At 69.1% G+C, this 17,067-nt stretch carries 14 protein-coding genes; 7 read left to right on the forward strand and 7 right to left on the reverse strand.

The window, feature by feature from the left end; genetic code table 11:
* Positions 1-46: 46 nt before the first annotated feature.
* Both GU927_RS02940 and GU927_RS02945 read right to left on the reverse strand, forming a co-directional pair.
* Positions 47-979 (reverse strand): alpha/beta fold hydrolase, encoded by a 933-nt coding sequence (locus tag GU927_RS02940; protein WP_161761113.1) that lies wholly within the window; start codon positions 977-979, stop codon positions 47-49.
* Positions 979-1,266, reverse strand: a complete 288-nt coding sequence (locus GU927_RS02945; RefSeq protein WP_161760866.1) for an SCP2 sterol-binding domain-containing protein — start codon at positions 1,264-1,266, stop codon at positions 979-981. The genes GU927_RS02940 and GU927_RS02945 overlap by 1 nt, the downstream gene beginning before the upstream one ends.
* A 103-nt stretch (positions 1,267-1,369) precedes the next feature.
* Here GU927_RS02945 and GU927_RS02950 point away from each other — a divergent pair, with 103 nt between their 5' ends.
* The 5 genes from GU927_RS02950 (at position 1,370) to GU927_RS02970 (ending at position 6,335) form a co-directional block, all read left to right on the forward strand.
* On the forward strand, positions 1,370-1,930 hold the full coding sequence (locus GU927_RS02950; RefSeq protein WP_161760867.1) for a tetratricopeptide repeat protein: 561 nt from the start codon (positions 1,370-1,372) through the stop codon (positions 1,928-1,930).
* 13 nt (positions 1,931-1,943) lie between these two features.
* Positions 1,944-4,790, forward strand: a complete 2,847-nt coding sequence (locus tag GU927_RS02955; protein WP_161760868.1) for a helicase-related protein — start codon at positions 1,944-1,946, stop codon at positions 4,788-4,790.
* 1 nt (position 4,791) lies between these two features.
* Positions 4,792-5,127, forward strand: coding sequence for an RNA-binding S4 domain-containing protein (locus GU927_RS02960; protein WP_217765514.1), 336 nt, complete (start codon positions 4,792-4,794; stop codon positions 5,125-5,127).
* A gap of 48 nt (positions 5,128-5,175) precedes the next feature.
* Positions 5,176-5,514 (forward strand): ferredoxin FdxA, encoded by a 339-nt coding sequence (gene fdxA / locus GU927_RS02965; protein WP_161760869.1) that lies wholly within the window; start codon positions 5,176-5,178, stop codon positions 5,512-5,514.
* 311 nt (positions 5,515-5,825) lie between these two features.
* Positions 5,826-6,335: a CarD family transcriptional regulator gene (locus GU927_RS02970; protein WP_161760870.1), complete on the forward strand. Its 510-nt coding sequence runs from the start codon at positions 5,826-5,828 to the stop codon at positions 6,333-6,335.
* A 72-nt stretch (positions 6,336-6,407) separates the two neighbouring features.
* On the opposite strand, the gene cobS is transcribed toward GU927_RS02970, so the two are convergent.
* Positions 6,408-7,166: an adenosylcobinamide-GDP ribazoletransferase gene (gene cobS / locus GU927_RS02975; protein WP_161760871.1), complete on the reverse strand. Its 759-nt coding sequence runs from the start codon at positions 7,164-7,166 to the stop codon at positions 6,408-6,410.
* A gap of 82 nt (positions 7,167-7,248) precedes the next feature.
* On the opposite strand from cobS, the gene cobT reads away from it, so the two are divergent.
* Positions 7,249-8,265 (forward strand): nicotinate-nucleotide--dimethylbenzimidazole phosphoribosyltransferase, encoded by a 1,017-nt coding sequence (cobT, locus tag GU927_RS02980; RefSeq protein WP_161760872.1) that lies wholly within the window; start codon positions 7,249-7,251, stop codon positions 8,263-8,265.
* 70 nt (positions 8,266-8,335) lie between these two features.
* Here the strand turns inward: cobT and GU927_RS02985 are convergent, their stop codons facing one another.
* A complete protein-coding gene (locus GU927_RS02985; RefSeq protein ID WP_161760873.1) occupies positions 8,336-10,327 on the reverse strand; it encodes a cation:proton antiporter domain-containing protein in 1,992 nt (663 codons plus the stop codon).
* Between the two features lie 75 nt (positions 10,328-10,402).
* On the reverse strand, positions 10,403-13,312 hold the full coding sequence (locus GU927_RS02990; RefSeq protein WP_161760874.1) for a translation initiation factor 2: 2,910 nt from the start codon (positions 13,310-13,312) through the stop codon (positions 10,403-10,405).
* Between the two features lie 166 nt (positions 13,313-13,478).
* On the opposite strand from GU927_RS02990, the gene GU927_RS02995 reads away from it, so the two are divergent.
* Positions 13,479-14,201 (forward strand): SIMPL domain-containing protein, encoded by a 723-nt coding sequence (locus GU927_RS02995; RefSeq protein ID WP_161760875.1) that lies wholly within the window; start codon positions 13,479-13,481, stop codon positions 14,199-14,201.
* Positions 14,202-14,271: 70 nt separating this feature from the next.
* Here GU927_RS02995 and GU927_RS03000 read toward each other — a convergent pair whose 3' ends face one another.
* On the reverse strand, positions 14,272-15,561 hold the full coding sequence (locus tag GU927_RS03000) for an O-acetylhomoserine aminocarboxypropyltransferase/cysteine synthase family protein (RefSeq protein WP_161760876.1): 1,290 nt from the start codon (positions 15,559-15,561) through the stop codon (positions 14,272-14,274).
* Between the two features lie 100 nt (positions 15,562-15,661).
* Complete coding sequence (locus GU927_RS03005; RefSeq protein ID WP_161760877.1) at positions 15,662-17,023, reverse strand: four-carbon acid sugar kinase family protein; 1,362 nt, start codon at positions 17,021-17,023, stop codon at positions 15,662-15,664.
* Between the last annotated feature and the right edge of the window lie 44 nt (positions 17,024-17,067).

A 17,067-nucleotide genomic window follows, 5' to 3' on the forward strand; every position in this document is an offset into this window, starting at 1 on the left:
AAATATTTGAAGATTTTTGCAAATTTCTTCGAAGAAATTTGGCGCGTCAGCCGTTCGCGTCGAAGAGTGCGGCAGCCTCGTCATAGAACCGGGCGCGGTGGGCGGGGGTTTCCATCGGCACCTCGTGTTCGGCGCCGGAATAGAGGTCGAGGCGACCGTTGGACCAGCCCGACATCCGCAGATGGATCGGGGCGACATCCACCACCTTTTCGGCGGTGCCGAGCGCGGTGATGGCGGGGGTCGCCGGGGCGGGGCGGGCGGCGAGGGCCGCGCATTCGCGCAGGGCGGCGTGGAGCCAGCCCATCGACGGGCCGCCGAGCGCAAGGTCGGGTTGGGCGGCCACCTGCCGGCGCATGTAGTCCCACATGTCGGGATCGGTGGTCAGCACATTGCCCTGAAAGGGCGCATCCAGAACATAGGTCGTTCCGCCCGTGCCCGGTGCGTAGCGATGGGCCTGTCCGAAGGGGCCGGCAAGGTGGCCCAGAACATGGGCCAGCGGGCGCATCCATGCGGCCATGCTGATCCCCCACATGGGCGCGGAAAAGACCGCCGAGCGGACGGGAAGCCCCCGCATCAGCGCGCGCAGGCCGATGCAGCCGCCCATCGAATGGCAGAGCAGGTGGAAGGGTTCGGGCAAGCCTTGGGCGCGGGCAAGGTCCACCAGCGCGTCGACATCGCGCTGGAATTCGGCAAAGTCGCCCACATGGCCCACCAGACGGTCGGCATAGGCGCGGTCGGCCAGACCCTGGCCGCGCCAGTCGATCACCACGGTGGCATAGCCGCGCGCGCGCAGGTCTTCGGCGGCGCGGCCATATTTCTCGATATATTCCGTCCGGCCGGGGAAGAGCAGGACGGTCCCCCTTTCGCCATCGGGCCAGATCCCCGCGCGCAGGCGCACGCCGTCGGCGGCGGTGAACCACAGCGCGCGGCCACCCTGCGGGCCTTCGGCCAGATCGGCGAAAAGGGGGGCGTCGGCGATCACGACAGGGCCGAGCCCAGCTTCATCGCCATGCCCATCGAGCCGTCCACGGACAGCTTGCCGGTCATGAAGGCGGTGGTGGGGTTCATGTCGCCTTCGAGGATGGCGCGGAACACCTCGGTCGAGGCGGTGAGGGTGACGTCGGCCTCCTCATCCCCGGCGCGCACGCCGGTTGCGTCCATCATGATGGCCCCTTCGCCCGGGATGACGAATTTCGCCACGCCGTCGAAGCCGCCTTTCAGCTTGGCCGAGAGGGCGGCGACGGCCGCGTCGATCACTTCGGTCATGTCTTGTCCTTTCCTTGGGCCGCCCGTCCTGCGCCTTGGCCAATCGCCTGCTTTTGATGCGGCGCCACTGGCGTTTCCGTGCGGTTGCGTTACCTTTCACGTTATGAAAGCGCATCGCCCGTTACACAACATTGTCGTTGCGGCACTTCTCGTGCTGCTGACCCAGTTTGCAGGGACGGGCGCGGGGGCGGCCGATCTGGAGACGCTGTTCGCCGAGCTGAAGGAGTCCGACGCGCAGGAGGCCTCGCGGCTGGAACGGGAAATCTGGAACGAGTGGTCGAAGTCCGGCTCTCCGGCGATGGACCTTTTGCTGAAGCGGGGGCGCGATGCGATGGCGGCGGGCGATCCGCAGGCGGCGATCGAGCATTTCACCGCGCTGACCGACCATGCGCCGGATTTCGCGGAAGGATGGAATGCGCGGGCGACGGCCTATTTCACGGTGGGCGAGCTTGGCCCCTCGGTCAACGACATCGCGCGGGTGCTGACGCTGAACCCGCGGCATTTCGGGGCGCTGTCGGGGCTGGGCATGATCTTCGAGGAACTGGACCAGCCGGAAAAGGCGTTGGAGGCCTACAAGGCGGCGCTGGCTATACATCCCCATTTGCAGGGGGTAATCGAGTCGGTGGAGCGGCTGGAGAAGCAGACCGCCGGACAGGACCTGTAAGGGCAGCAAGAACATGGCCATGACCGGACGGGTCACGGCGGTCCTCGGGCCGACGAACACCGGCAAGACGCATTATGCGATCGAACGGATGCTGGCGCATCGCACGGGGGTGATCGGCCTGCCGCTGCGCCTGCTGGCGCGCGAGGTCTATGACCGGATCGTGGCGCAGAGGGGGCCGTCGGTCGTGGCGCTGGTCACGGGCGAGGAGCGGATCGTGCCCGAGCGGACGCAGTACTGGGTCTGCACGGTCGAGGCGATGCCTTTGGAGATCGGGGCGGATTTCGTGGCGGTGGACGAGATCCAGCTTTGCGCCGATCCCGAGAGGGGGCATGTGTTCACGGACCGGTTGCTGCGGGCGCGGGGGCTGCACGAGACGCTGTTTCTGGGATCGGACACGATGCGGGGCGCGATTGCCGCGCTGGTGCCGGGGGTGAGTTTCGTCAAGCGCGACCGGTTGTCGACGCTGACGTGGTCAGGTTCGAAAAAGATCAGCCGGATGCCGCCGAGGAGCGCAATCGTCGGGTTTTCGGTTGAAAATGTCTATGCGATTGCCGAGCTGATCCGGCGGCAGAAGGGCGGTTGCGCGGTGGTGATGGGGGCGTTGAGCCCGCGGACGCGGAACGCGCAGGTGGCTTTGTACCAGAACGGGGACGTGGATTATCTGGTGGCGACCGATGCCATCGGGATGGGGCTGAACCTCGACATCCGGCATGTGGCCTTTTCCAGCACGGCGAAGTTCGACGGGCGGCGGATGCGGGCGCTTTATCCGCAGGAGCTTGCGCAGATCGCGGGGCGGGCGGGGCGGCATACGGAGAACGGCACCTTCGGGGTGACGGGCGAGGCGCGGCCCTTTGACGAGGAGATGGTGGAGGCCATCGAGAACCACCGTTTCGCGCCGGTGAAGAAGTTGCAGTGGCGCAATGCGGGGCTGGAATTCGGGACGGTGGAGCGGCTGGTGCGGTCGCTGGAGGCGCCGACGAGCAACGAATGGCTGACGCGGGCGCGGGATGCGGATGATGTGGTGGCGCTCAAGGCGCTGTCGGAGATGCCGGAGGTGCGGGATCGCGTGAAGGCACCCGCGGATGTCAAGCTTTTGTGGGATGTCTGCCGTGTGCCGGATTTCCGGTCTTCGTCGACGACGGAACATGCGGGGCTGCTTGCGCGTATATTCGAGTTCGTGAAGGGCGGGCGGGTGCCGTCGGACTGGCTGGCCAAGGCCGTGGCGCGGATCGACCGGACGGACGGGGACATCGACGCCATCTCGAAGCGGCTGGCCTATATCCGGACGTGGACCTATGTCGCGCAGCGGTCGGGATGGGTGGAAGACGAAAGCCATTGGCGGGAAGAGACGCGCGCTGTAGAAGACCGCCTGTCGGATGCGCTGCACGCGCGGCTGACGCAGCGATTTGTTGACCGGCGGACGAGCGTTCTGTTGCGGCGGTTGAAGCAGAAGGAGACCCTCGTGGCCGAGGTGAATGACAAGGGTGAAGTGATGGTCGAGGGCGAATTCGTCGGGCGGCTGGAGGGATTCCGGTTCCGGCAGGATGCCTCGGCGTCACCCGACGAGGCGCGCACGCTGCGTCAGGCGGCGGTGCAGGCGCTGCGGCCGGAGTTCCATCTGCGGGCGGACCGGTTCTACAACGCGCCGGATACCGAGCTGGACTTCACCGAGCAGGGCGGGCTGATGTGGGGGACCACGGCGGTCGGCAAGCTGGTGAAGGGGGCCGAGGCGCTGCGCCCGACGGTCGAGGCCTTTGTCGATGACGAGGCGGGGCCGGATGTCGCGGAAAAGGTGAAGCGGCGCTTGCAGCATTTCATCGACCGCAAGGTGGCCGCACTGTTCGAGCCGCTGGCCGCGATGAGCCGCGACGAGCAGTTGACGGGGCTGGCGCGGGGCTTTGCCTTCCGTCTGGTCGAGGGGCTGGGCGTGTTGCCGCGCGATGCGGTGGCCGAAGAGGTCAAGCAGCTGGATCAGGAGGCGCGGGGCGCGCTGCGCAAGCATGGCGTGCGGTTCGGGCAGTTTACGGTGTTCCTGCCGGCCCTGCTGAAGCCCGCGCCGACGCGGCTGCGGCTGGTGCTGTGGTCGCTGGCGAACGGGCTGGACGAGTTCCCCGAAAGCCCGCCGCCCGGTCTGGTGACGATCCCGAATATCGCGGAAGTGCCCAAGCAGCATTACACGCTGTCGGGCTATCATCCGGCGGGCAGCCGCGCGATCCGCATCGACATGCTGGAGCGTCTGGCGGATCTGCTGCGCGGCAAGGACAGCCGCGCGGGTTTCGAGGCCGCGCCCGAGATGCTGTCGATCACCGGCATGACGCTGGAGCAGTTCGCGGACCTGATGGCGGGCCTTGGCTACAAGGGCGAGAAGGGCGAGCGGGTGAAGGTCAAGGCGGCAGAGCCGCCGAAGGCCGAAGATCCGCAATCGACCGCGCCGATCCCCGAGGAGGTGTCGGTTCTGGCGCCGCCGCCGGAGCCCGAGCCGGTGGCCGAAGGGGCCGAGGCCGCGCCGCAGGAGATGGAGGTGTTTTACACCTTCACCTGGGCGCCCAAGCCGCGCTTCCAGCGGCCCGAGCGGGGCAACCGTCCGCAGGGCGACCGGCCCAACCGCGGAGAGCGTCCGCAAGGCGAGCGTCCGCAGGGCGAGGGTCGGGGGGACCGGCCCAAGCGCGAGGGCGGGGACCGTCCGCAGGGCGAACGGCGCGAGGGTGGCAAGCCCAAGGGTGGCAAGGGCCATGGCGGCGGCAAGCCCGAGCGGCGCGAGGGTGGCAAATCCTTCGAGGCGCGTCCGCCGCGGGCCGAGAAGCCCATCGATCCGGACAATCCCTTTGCCGTTCTGGCGGCGCTGAAGACCAAGTCCTGATTTGGCGGGGCCGGGCGCGCAGAAGACGGGCCGCGCGGCCGCCCCTGCACGCGAGACGATTCGGCTGGACAAGTGGCTGTGGCAGGCGCGGTTCTTCAAGAGCCGCGCCCTTGCCGCCGAAACGGCCGAGAGCGGGCATCTGCGGATCAACGGCCAGCCCACGCGCAAGGCGGGGGCGGGGGTCGCGGCGGGCGATGTGCTGACCTTTCCGCAGGGCGCGCGCATCCGTGTGGTGCGGATCGTCGCACTCGGCCTGCGGCGCGGACCCGCGAGCGAGGCGCAGATGTTGTATCTGGACATGGACGCGCAAAAGGACACGCCCGAACCGCTTGAATGATCCACAAAAGCCCACTAGTCAGGCGTCCGACATCCTTGGAGACCCGCCATGACCTATGTGGTGACCGACAACTGCATCGCCTGCAAATACACCGACTGCGTCGAAGTCTGCCCGGTGGACTGCTTCTACGAGGGCGAGAACATGCTGGTCATCCATCCGGATGAGTGCATCGACTGCGGCGTCTGCGAGCCGGAATGCCCCGCCGATGCCATCCGCCCCGATACGGAGCCGGACATGGACGAGTGGGTGGCCTTCAACCGGAAATATTCCGAGATGTGGCCCGTGCTGACCGTCAAGAAGGACCCGCTGCCCGAGGCCGAGGCCCGCGACGGCGAGACGGGCAAATTGGCCAAGTATTTCAGCGAGGCCCCCGGCGAGGGGAACTGAGCCGCCTGTCACGGTGTGACATTCGGACATTCCGATTCGGCAAACCTGCTTTGTCGATTCGGAATAGCTGTGGATAAATGCGGAAAATACAGGCGATCACGGAACGCCTGCCCTGATGCCGTTGTTGGAATCAGGGTGATTCTGTGGTATACAATTCGTTACAAACCACACGGAAGCCTGATGCCTGGCTCAGCGCTGCTCGCCTGAGCGGGGTCTTTCTGTGACAAATCGGCGGGAATGGCGGGGTCCGGTGGGCCACGGCACGTTTATTTGTCGCATAAGGCAGGCGGTCCCTTCGAGGATGTCTCTGAATGACCAAGACCAAGAAGCCTGAGTTCCGCCCCAACGAGTTCGTTGTCTATCCGGCGCATGGTGTCGGCCGGATCATCTCGATCGAGGAGCAGGAGATTGCGGGGCTCCATCTGGAGCTGTTCGTCATTTCCTTCGAGAAGGACAAGATGACCCTGCGGGTGCCGACGCACAAGGCGACCGAGATCGGGATGCGGCAGCTGTCCTCGCCCGATATCGTGACCAAGGCGCTGGACACGCTGAAGGGCAAGGCGCGGGTGAAGCGGGCGATGTGGTCGCGCCGCGCGCAGGAATATGAACAGAAGATCAACTCGGGCGACCTGCTGTCGATCGCGGAGGTCGTGCGCGACCTGCACCGCACCGATGACCAGCGCGAGCAGAGCTATTCCGAGCGGCAGCTTTACGAAGCGGCGCTGGAGCGGCTGACGCGCGAAGTGGCGGCGGTGTCCGGCGTGGACGAGGCCGGGGCGCAGAAGAAGGTCGACGACGTGCTGCTGAGCCGCGCGGCCTGATATTTCCGGACAGGATGGTGGACGGGCCGCGGGGGAACCTGCGGCCCTTTTGCTTTGGCGCGGTTCTGCCGGTCAGGCGAGGCTTGCCGCCGCGAGCGACAGGGCCGCCGCCTCGGCCAGTTGCTGGGAGGCGCCGAGGATGTCGCCGGTCTGGCCGCCGATGCGCGCCCGCGCGGCGCGGGCGAGGAGGGCGGTGGTTGCGGCGGCGGCCAGCGCCATGGAGACGAGCGTGAGGCCGGTGGAGAGGAAGGCGAAGGTGGCGGCGATCACCAGCGCGGCGGTGACGGCGTTGCGCGGGGGTTGGCCGGTCAGCTGCGACAGGCCCGTGCCGCGGGCATTGGGGAGCGTGGCGATCAGCACGGCCATCGGTGCGCGGGAGAGCGCGCCCGCGGCGATCAGCCCCGCCCAGTGGTGGCCCGTGGTGACGAGCGCGGTCAGCGCGGACCAGCGGATCAGCGTGATGAGCAGCAGGGCCAGCGTGCCGTAGCTGCCGATGCGGCTGTCCTTCATGATCTCGAGCCGGCGTTCCCTTGTCCGCCCGCCCATCAGGCCGTCGGCGGTGTCGGCCAGACCGTCCTCGTGCAACCCGCCGGTCAGCAGGGCCGTGGTGACGAGGGCGACGGCGGCGGCGGTGGCGGCGGGCAGGCCCAGCATCAGCGCGGCAGAGGTGGCAAGAGCCGCCAGAGCGCCCACGGCAGCCCCCGCGACGGGCCAGGCCCAGGCGGCGCGGGGGGAGGGCGCACCCTGCGCGGCGACGGGCAGGCGGGTGAGCAGCGCGAAGGCGGCGGCGAGGTCGGCCAAGGCAAGGCTTGCGGTGTCGCGGTTCGTCATGGGTGTGTCCTTTCCCGACTGGCCTTCGGCCCTGCTTCCAGTTAGCCAAGCGCAGCCTGACCTTCAATGACGGACCTTTGCCATGAGCCATGCCTTTTCCTCGCTTGCCGAATTCCGTGCCCTGCTGGCGGCGGCCCCTGACCGTGACGCGGCGGCCCATGCGGCGGCGGTGGCGCGCAACGGGCAGCTGACCAAGCCGCCGGGGGCGCTGGGGCGGCTGGAGGAGCTGGCAGTGTGGTTCGCGGGCTGGCAGGGGACGGACAGGCCGCGCTGCGAGAGGCCGCAGGTTCTGGTCTTTGCGGGCAATCACGGGGTGGTGGCGCAGGGGGTTTCGGCCTTTCCGGCCGAGGTGACGGTGCAGATGGTGGCGAATTTCCGCCATGGCGGGGCGGCGATCAACCAGCTGTCCAAGGCGTTCGGGGCGACCATGTCGGTCCATGCGCTGGAGCTGGAGCGGCCGACGGCGGATTTCACCGTGGCCCCCGCGATGGAGGAGGCCGAGGTGGTGGCGGCGCTGCGCTGCGGCTGGGAGGCCGTGGACGCGGGCGCGGATGTGCTGGTGACGGGCGAGATGGGGATCGGCAACACGACCCCTGCGGCGGCCATCGCTGCGGCGCTGTTCGGGGGCGAGCCTGCCGGATGGGTGGGCCGTGGCACGGGCGTCGACGATGCGGGGCTGGCGCGCAAGGCGGATGCGGTGGCGCGGGGGCTGGCGCTGCATGCCGCGCGGCTGGGCGATCCGTTGCAGGTGCTGCGCTGTCTGGGCGGGCGCGAGCTGGCCGCCATGGCGGGCGCCATCGCGCGGGCGCGGGTGGAGCGGGTTCCGGTCGTGCTGGACGGGTTCATCTGCACGGCCTCGGCTGCGGTGCTGGAAAAGGCGGCGGCGGGGTCGCTGGACCATTGCGTGGCAGGCCATGTCAGCGCCGAGGGCGGGCATGGGCGGCTGCTGGCGGCGCTGGGCAAGGCGCCGCTGCTGGACCTTGGCCTGCGGCTGGGCGAGGGGTCGGGGGCGGCGCTGGCGCTGGGCGTCGTGAAGGGCGCGCTGGCCTGCCATTCGGGCATGGCGACCTTTGCCGAGGCGGGGGTTTCGGGCGCCTGAGCGCGCAAGCGGGGGTTTCACACCCCCGCGCCCCCGTGGGGTATTGGGGCCGAGATGAAGGGGGCGGGTTTCAGGACGCCTCGGCCCGTGGCGAATGGTCGGCGAGGAGGTCTGCGTCGGTCTCGTCCGGTAGGGCCTCGGTGAAGGGGGCGGGGACATCCTCGCCCGCCATGGGCTGGGTTTCGTGAAGCTCGTCGATCAGGGCGGTTTCGAGGTCGCGGTCAAGCTGCTTGGCGCGGTCGACATAGGCCTCGTTCAGGTGGACAGGCTGGCCGGGGATCCAGAGGCTTGCCAGATCGCGCATCGCGGCGCGGTCGACCTTGTAATAGGTTTGCGAGAGCTTGGCGGCTTCGTATTCCGTGAAGCCCATGTTTTCCAGCACGTAGCGGCCTGCGCGGATGGAGGAGTCGAAGGTTTCGCGGACGATGTCATTGGCGCCCGCCTGATAGAGTTCGTAGACATGCACGCGGTCGCGGGCGCGGGCGACGATGTGGAGGTCGGCGCGTTTGGAGCGGGCATAGCGGACGATGCGGGTGGCGTTGTCGCGGTCATCCACGGCCACGACGAGGATCGCGGCCTCGTCGAGACCCGCGCTGTCAAGCAGGGCGGGGTTCGAGGGGTCGCCGAAGAAGCCCTTTACCCCGAAGCGGCGCATGGTTTCTATCGTGGCCATGTCGCTGTCCAGAACCACGGTCGACAGGCCCGACATGCGGACGAGGCGGTTCACGACCTGACCGAAGCGGCCGATGCCTGCGATGATGACGCGTCCCTTTTCGTCGATCGTGTCCGGTGCGCGTTCGGGTGCCGCGCGGCCGCGCAGGCGGGTGGCCAAGCGTTCATATGCGATGAAGAGGGCAGGGGTCAGGAGCATGGACAGGCTGATGACAAGCAGCGCCACCTGCCCCTGATTGAGCGAGAGGATTCCCTGCTGGCGCGCGAAGCTGACAAGGACGAAGCCGAATTCGCCCGCCTGTGCCAGACCGAGGGTGAAGAGCCAGCGGTCATGGCCGCGCAGTTTGAACAGGATCGCGATGACGTAGAGGATGGCGGCCTTGATCGCGATGAGCAGGAGCGTCAGGCCGAGGATGGTCGCGGGCTGGGCAAAGAGTTCCTGCGTGTCGATCCCGATGCCCACGGTCATGAAGAAAAGCCCGAGGAGCAGCCCCTTGAAGGGTTTGATGTCGGCCTCGATCTGGTGGCGGAATTCCGAGTTCGCGAGGACCACGCCCGCGACGAAGGTTCCCAGCGCGGGCGAGAGGCCCACCATCATCATCAGGAAGGCGATGCCCAGCACGATCAGGAGCGAGATGAAGGTCGACATCTCGGGCAGGCGCGAGGCGTGGACGAAGCGGAAGACGGGGCGGGACAGGAAGTGTCCCGCCAGCACGATGCCCGCGACGATGGCGAGGGTCAGGGTGGCGGCGGCCCAGTTGGGCAACTGGTCGACAAGGGTCAACAGGGGTTCGGCGGCTCCCTCGCTGCCATGTGCGGCGGCGTCGTCGACGGGATTGGACACGCCGAACTGGTTTGCGGTGGGGCCGATGATGGCGGGCAGCGCCAGCAGCGGCAGGAAGGCCAGCATCGGGATGACGGCGATGTCCTGCGTGAGGAGCACGGAAAAGGAGGCGCGCCCCCCTGCGGTCCGCATCAGGTTCTTTTCCGACAGCGTTTGCAGCACGATGGCTGTGGAGGAGAGCGACAGGATCATGCCGAAGGTCAGCGCGACCTGCCAGGCATAGCCCATGGCCCCCACGGCCAGAGCGAGGGCGGCACCGGTCAGGACCACCTGCGCCCCGCCCAGCCCGAGAAGGCGATGGCGCATGTCCCAGAGCGTGCGGGGTTCCAGTTCCAGCCCGATGAGGAAGAGCATCAGGACAACGCCGAATTCCGCGAAATGCTGGAGGTCGGCGGTATCGGCGCCTGTCAGGCCGAAGACCGGACCGACTAGGATGCCCGCGGCGAGATAGCCGAGGACGGAGCCAAGACCGAGGCGGATGGCCAGCGGCACCACGAGGACTGCCGCGCCGAGATAGATGCTCGCCTCGAACAGCAGACCTTCCATCGGTTCCTTCCTTCACGCCCCTGCCCATGATGGACGGAGCGGTCTGTCGACTGCAACGGGAAACCCTGTTGCGGATCAGCTGTTCGGCAGTTCGAGCACCACCATCCGCCCGCGCTTTTCATAGCGCAGTTCCGAAGCGCTGATCGCGGCGACGCGGCCACCGTCCAGACGGTCCCCGACCGAGACCTTGACGTAGCGGCCATTCGGGTTGCGGACCAGCGCGTAGCGTTCCGACTGGGTGCCGTAGACCCCGATCAGGTTCACCTGACGCAGGTCGATCGCGTTCTTGATCGTCGCCTGTTTCGAGACGCTGGCGGTGCTGGGGATGCGGGGCGCGGCGGAGGCGACTTCGGGCTCGGGTTCGGCTTCGGCCTCGGGGGCGGAGTCGGGGTCTGCGGGGGCCTCCGGTTCGGGGAGGCGGGCGACGGCGGCGACGGCCTCTTCGATGGCGCGGCGCATATCCTCGGGGCGGGCGGCGGGACGGCGCGAGATGGTCAGGCCGACGGGGCTGACGGCGCCTTGCGGGGTGACGAGGGCAAGGCTGCCATTGCTGCTGGCCACGACGGGGGCGGTGAGGCCCGCGGCGGCGGCGGCCTCGGCCGCGTTGGCGGGACGCGGGGCGGGGCGCAGACCGGCAAGGCGCGGATCGGCAAGGGGGGCAAGGGTGGCGCCGTCATCCTGCGGCGCGGCGGCGGCGGGGGCGAGAGCGGCGGGGCGCGGCAGGGGGCGCGCATCGGCAAGGGCCGGATCGGCGGGGATGATCACGGCAGGGTCGCCAGCCGGAGCGGTGGCAGGGTCGCTGCCTGCGGGGGCCGCCGGAGCGGCGGCTGCGGCAAGGGCGGCAAAGGCTTCGGGGCGCGACGGGGGCACGCGGGCGGGGCGGCCTGCGGTAAGCAGAACGCCCGCGGGGGTGGTGATCCCTTCGGGCGTGGCACGGACAAGGCCGTTCTCGTCGAACTGGTAGACCGTGCCGAAGGGCAGCGGGGCAGGCGAGGCCTGTGGCAGCGGGTCGGCGCGGGCGGCGGGCAGGGGAAGGGCGGCGGCATCGACCGGTTCGGGGGCGGTGTCGGTGGCGGCGAGGAAGATTTCATCCTGCGCGGCGGCTTCCGGTGCGGGGGAGGCGGTGGGAAGGGCCGCCGCCGGAGCCGCAGCGGGAGACGCGGCGGTGGCGGTTTCCACATCCGCGCCCGTGGCCGGTGGTGCCGCGTTGGGGTCTTCGGCCTGCATCAGCACGCCATCGGCGGGCAGGGTTTCGGATTCCGGCTGGTCCGTGCCGATATCGGCCAGCATCTCGTCCTCGGGGGCGGGCAGATCGGCGGCGGCGGTGTCGGTGACGGGATCGGTGTCGGACTGGCTGACATAGAAGGTCGACAGCCCTGCGGCGAGCGCCAGCATGATCAGAAGGAGACCTGTCAGGATGAGCCCCAAATGGCGCGGCTTTCCGCGCGTGGGCATCGGGCGGGAGCCGAGGCCCGCCGGACGGCGCGCGGTCGTGCCTGTGGTGGCCGCAGCGGTGGCTGCGCCTGCCGCCGTGGTGGCGGCCGTCACGGCGGCGGTGGCGGCGCCGGTTGCCGCGACGCGGGCCTTGCGGCTGCCCGGGATGGTGGGGGCGGTGACAAGCGCGCCGAGGCCGCGCAGCGCCTTGGCCCCCGTGCCCTGCGGCTTGGCCGGTTTGGCGCCGGGGGTTTCGTAGCCGAATTTCGGGGCCGGACGTGCCGCGACAGGGCGGTCGGTCTTGGCCAGACCGGCGGGGCGTTCGGCGACCGGCGCGACGGGGCGCGGGGCGGGTTGGCCGATGCGGGGGGCCGTGCCGTCGCCGGATTTGCGGGCGTTGAAGGCCGCCAGGGCCGCGCCCGAGGGCAGGGGCGGGAGGTCGTCGGCCACGGCGGGATCGACGAGGACCGAGGCGCGCGGCGGGGCCGCGCTGTCGGCTGTATCGTCGACATCGATTGCCATCGGTGCCTCGTCCATCTCGGGGATGGCGGGGTCGAGGACGGCAGCCTTGGCCATGCCGGCTGTTTCGACAGCAGCGGGCGGGTCTTCGGCGCTGAGCGTGGCGGCGATGCGGGCCGGGTCCACCGTCGCCTCGGACAGCGGATGTTCGGGGCGCGCGGCGGCGTCGAGGACGGCGGTCAGCGGCTCTGTCACCGGATCGTAGGCGGGCAGGTCCTGTGGGATTTCCACCGGATCCGCGGGCGGGGCCGGATCGGGTTCCGGGATGGGCAGCGGTTCCGGCGCGGGTTCGGGATCATGGCCCGGATCGGGGACATTGGCCGGTTCCGGTTCCGGCACGACCTCGGGCGCGGGGGGCGGCACCTGCACGGGTTCGGTATCGGGCAGCGGCGTCGTTTCCGGCAGGTCGGGCTGCGGTTCCTCTTCCGGCGCGGCGGGTTCGGGCTGAACCTCGGGCTGCGGGGGTTCGGGGGTCTTTTCGGGCTCTGCGGCAAGGATGCGGATCGGGTCCTGGTCGCGGTCGACCTTGGCCCCGTCCTTCAGCACGGTCGCGGCATGGGCGGTCGGGCCGAAGAAGGGTTCGGCCGCATAGGAGGCGTCGGCGGGGATTGCCACGAAGGACAGCGGGTTGAACCCGTTGGCTACCGCGAACCCCTCGGCCTCCTCCAGCGTCTCGCGCGCGAGGACGGCGACTTGCACGGTCGGCCCCTTGCCCCAGTGATCCCAGACGAGATCGGCCACGTCATAGGGCGTCTGCCCCTCCAGCCCGGCGGCGATCTGGGCGCGGCGCTTGGCGGCATCGGGGCCGGGGGCGTCGATCGTCAGATATTTGATCTGGGAATTGGGAATGACGAGCTTGGTCGAGATGCCCTCGGGCGCGAGGTCCAGCGCGCGGGCACGCAGGGCGGCCAGCGCTGCGGGCAGGTCGTCCACCGCAAAGGGGGTGCTGCCGATTTCGGTCCAGCCGCGCTTGGTGCGGTGCAGCAGCGCGATGCTGTCATCGGTGAAGTTCAGGGCGAAATTCGGCTTCATATCGGGGGTCTAGCACAGCTTTCGGCGATGCGGGAATGCGGCGCGGAGGTCGGGAAGTTCCTACAGCAGCTTTTTGCCGAAGGAAAGCACGGGACACGGGGTTGTGGCTTGCCTGCCGGAACGGGCGGGGGTGTAGTCGGCATATCTTAGCACAGGAGTTCGTTTCATGCGCATCCTTTCCGGCCTTCTGGTGGCCTCGGCCCTGACGGGGGTGGCGGCGTCGGGTCTGCCCGCCCTTGCGGCAGAGACGGCAGCGCCCCCTGCCACGATCACCGTGACGGGCGAGGGCGAGGTTCTGGCCGCGCCCGATCTGGCGACGGTCAGCCTTGGCGTGACGGCGCAGGGCGAGACGGCGGCCGAGGCGATGTCGGGGGCAAGTGCCGCGCTGGCCGCGGTGATCGGGCGGTTGAAGGGCGCGGGGGTGGAGGCGAAGGATATACAGACCTCGAACTTGAGCCTCAACCCCAACTGGGTGGCGCCCGCCGATGGCAGCAGCGCGGCGGTGATCGATGGCTATGTGGCGTCGAACATGGTGACGGTGCGGGTGCGCGCGCTGGAGGGGCTGGGCGGGGTTCTGGATGCGGTCGTGGCGGACGGGGCCAATACGCTGAACGGTATTTCCTTCGGGCTGGCCGATCCCGATCCGCTGATGGACGAGGCCCGCAAGGAGGCGGTTGCCGAGGCGAAGGCGCGGGCGGAGCTGCTGGTGGGGGCAGCGGGGGCGTCGCTGGGGCGCATCCTGTCGATCAGCGAGAGCGGCGGGATGGCGCCGCCCATGCCGATGTACCGGATGGAAGCGGCCATGGCGTCGGACGCGGCGGTGCCGGTGGAGGCGGGCGAGGTCGGGATGGTGGCGGCGGTGACGATCACCTGGGAGATCGCGCAGTAGCGCGGTTCCGGATCGCTCCGGACACCAAAAGGGGCGCCGGTGGCGCCCCTTTGCGTCTGTTGCGCCGTGGTCAGGCGGTGGCGGCGGCCAGCGCCTGATCGAGATCGGCGATGATGTCGTCGGCATGTTCGATGCCGATGGACACGCGCACCACGTTCGGGGCGGCGCCGGCCTTGATCTGCTGTTCCTCGGTCAGCTGGCGGTGGGTGGTGCTGGCCGAGTGGATGATGAGCGAGCGGGTGTCGCCAAGGTTTGCCACGTGGCTGAACAGTTTGACGTTGTCTATCAGCTTGACGCAGGCGTCATAGCCCCCTTTGACCGCGAAGGTGAAAAGCGCGCCCGCCCCCTTGGGGCAGATGCGCGCGACGCGGTGGTGATAGGGCGAGGAGGGCAGGCCCGCATAGGTGACGTAGTCGATGCGGGGGTCCTTCTCCAGCCATTCGGCCACCTTGCGGGCGTTTTCCACATGCCGGTCCATGCGGAGCGAGAGCGTCTCGATCCCCATCAGCGTGTAATGGGCGCCCTGCGGGTTCATGGTCATGCCAAGGTCGCGCAGCCCCACCGCGATGGAGTGGAAGGTAAAGGCCATCGCCCCCAGCGCGGGGTGGAAGGCCAGCCCGTGATAGGCGGGTTCGGGTTCGGAGAGGGACGGGAACTTGCCCGATTTCGACCAGTCGAATTTCCCTGAGTCGACCACGATGCCGCCCGTGACGGTGCCGTTGCCGGTCAGGTATTTGGTGGCGGAATGGACGACCAGCGTCGCGCCATGTTCGATGGGGCGGCAGAGATAAGGGGTGGCCGAGGTGTTGTCGACGATCAGCGGCAGACCGACCTTGTCGGCCACGCCTGCGACGGCGTCGAGGTCGGTGATGTAGCCGCCCGGATTGGCGATCGACTCGCAGAAGATGGCGCGGGTGTCGTCATCGACGGCGGCCTCGAGCGCGGCGAGGTCGTCGAAATCGACGAACTTGGCCGACCAGCCGAAGCGTTTGATGGTCTGGCTGAACTGGGTCATCGTGCCGCCGTAAAGGCGGGTGGAGGCGATGATGTTCTTGCCCGGTCCCATCAGCGGGAAGAGCGCCATGATCTGCGCGGCGTGACCGGACGAGCAGCAGATGGCCCCCGCCCCGCCTTCCAGCGCGCAGACGCGGTTGGCGAGCGCCGAGACGGTGGGGTTCGTCAGGCGCGAGTAGATGTAGCCGATTTCCTGCAGGTTGAAGAGTTTGGCCGCGTGGTCGGCATCGCGGAAGACATAGGCCGTGGTCTGGTAGATCGGCACCTGCCGCGCGCCGGTGGCGGGGTCGGCGGCTGTGCCCGCGTGGATTTGCAGCGTTTCGAAGGCAAGTTGGCGTTCGGTCATGGCCTGTCCCTCCCATGGGTTGTGACGCAGGCAGGGTAGGGGATGGGGCGCGGGCTGTGAAGGTGGGTTAAGTCGCGGCACTGGTATGATGACTGCGGCGTCAGATGCGGGGGCCGCCGCCGGCGCGGATCCAGCCGAAGTAATCCTGCGATCCCATCTGTCCGCCCTTCAGCGCGATCTGCAACCCGTCATGCGGGGCGCTGCCATGGGCGGTGCACAGCGCCGCGCCGGGGATAGTGGGGGCCAGCGCGGTGAGCGCCTGCAGGTCCAGTTGGCGCAGGGCGTGGCCCGAGGTGTCGCCGCCCGAGATGACGGCGCGGGAAATGCCGGTGGCGCGCAGGGTGGCCGACAGGATGCGGCCCAGCGCTTCGCCGATGCGGCGGTTGGCGGTTTCGGGGGCGATCCGCGCAGAGGACAGGGCCGCGCGGAAGCGGGCGACGGCGGGGTCGTCATGGCCCGCGGCGGAATGGATGAGCGGGCTTTGGCCGCGGGCGGCGGCTTCGGCCGCGGCGGCGGTGAGGCGGGATTCCTCGGCCGCGAGGCTGTTGTCGTCGCGGCAGGCGGCGGTTGCGTCGAAGGGGATCAGGGCAAAGCCGTTGGCACCCGCCCATCCGATCTGCGCCGCCGTGACGGCCGAGACGGAACCCGAGACGGCGATGATCCGTGCAACGGCACCGGCCGAGGGGGCGGGGGGCGCGGATGGCAGGAGGCCGGTCTGTTGCCACTGGCGCACAAGGGCGTATTCCACCCCCTGACTGCCCGCGACAAGGCTGCAATCCTTGCGGTTTTCCCAGATGAGGCGGCCTGCGGCGGTCTCGGTCTCGGCATCGATGCTGTCGATGGACAGGATGCGCGCGCCCGTCGCCATCGCCTCGGTCCAGCGGGTTTGCGGGGCGGTGGAGAGGGCTTCGAGGTCGATCAGTGCCGAGGCGAGGGCGGTCTGGCGGGCAAGGTGGCGCAGCAGGTCGGAGTCGTCCATCGGGGTGGCGGGATGGCGGGACATGACGGGGTGGCGGTCAAGGCGGAAGACGCCGTCGGGGCTGCCTGCGAAGAGGTGGCCGAAGGACTGGTAGCGGCGCATCTGCGGGGCGGCGGTCAGCAGGGGAACGGCGCGGGCGGGGCGGATGGTCAGGGCGATTTCCAGCGCGCGGCCGATGCTGCCCAGCGTGGGGGAGGAGTCGAAGGTGGAGCAGAGTTTGTAATGCAAAAGCTCTGCCCCCGTGGCGTGGAGCCATGCGAGGGGGGCGGGGAGGTTTTCCCCCATCCAGTCCGGCCCGTGGCTGCGGGCGGTTGAGGCAATGCCGAGCGCGCGGCAATGGGCGAAGCGGGCGGCAAGGGCCGCGTCGGGGATGGCGGTGAAGAGGACCGACGGGATGCCCGCGAAGGCGAGAACCTCCATCACCGCGGCCGATCCGGTGAAGTCGTCGCCATACCACGCGATGAGGGGGGAGGGGCTGGTCATGGCGCGTCCTTCGTGCTGGCTTGACGCAAGGGATGTTATGAGAT

It is taken from the genome of Paragemmobacter amnigenus (assembly GCF_009908265.2).
Lineage (GTDB): Bacteria > Pseudomonadota > Alphaproteobacteria > Rhodobacterales > Rhodobacteraceae > Paragemmobacter > Paragemmobacter amnigenus.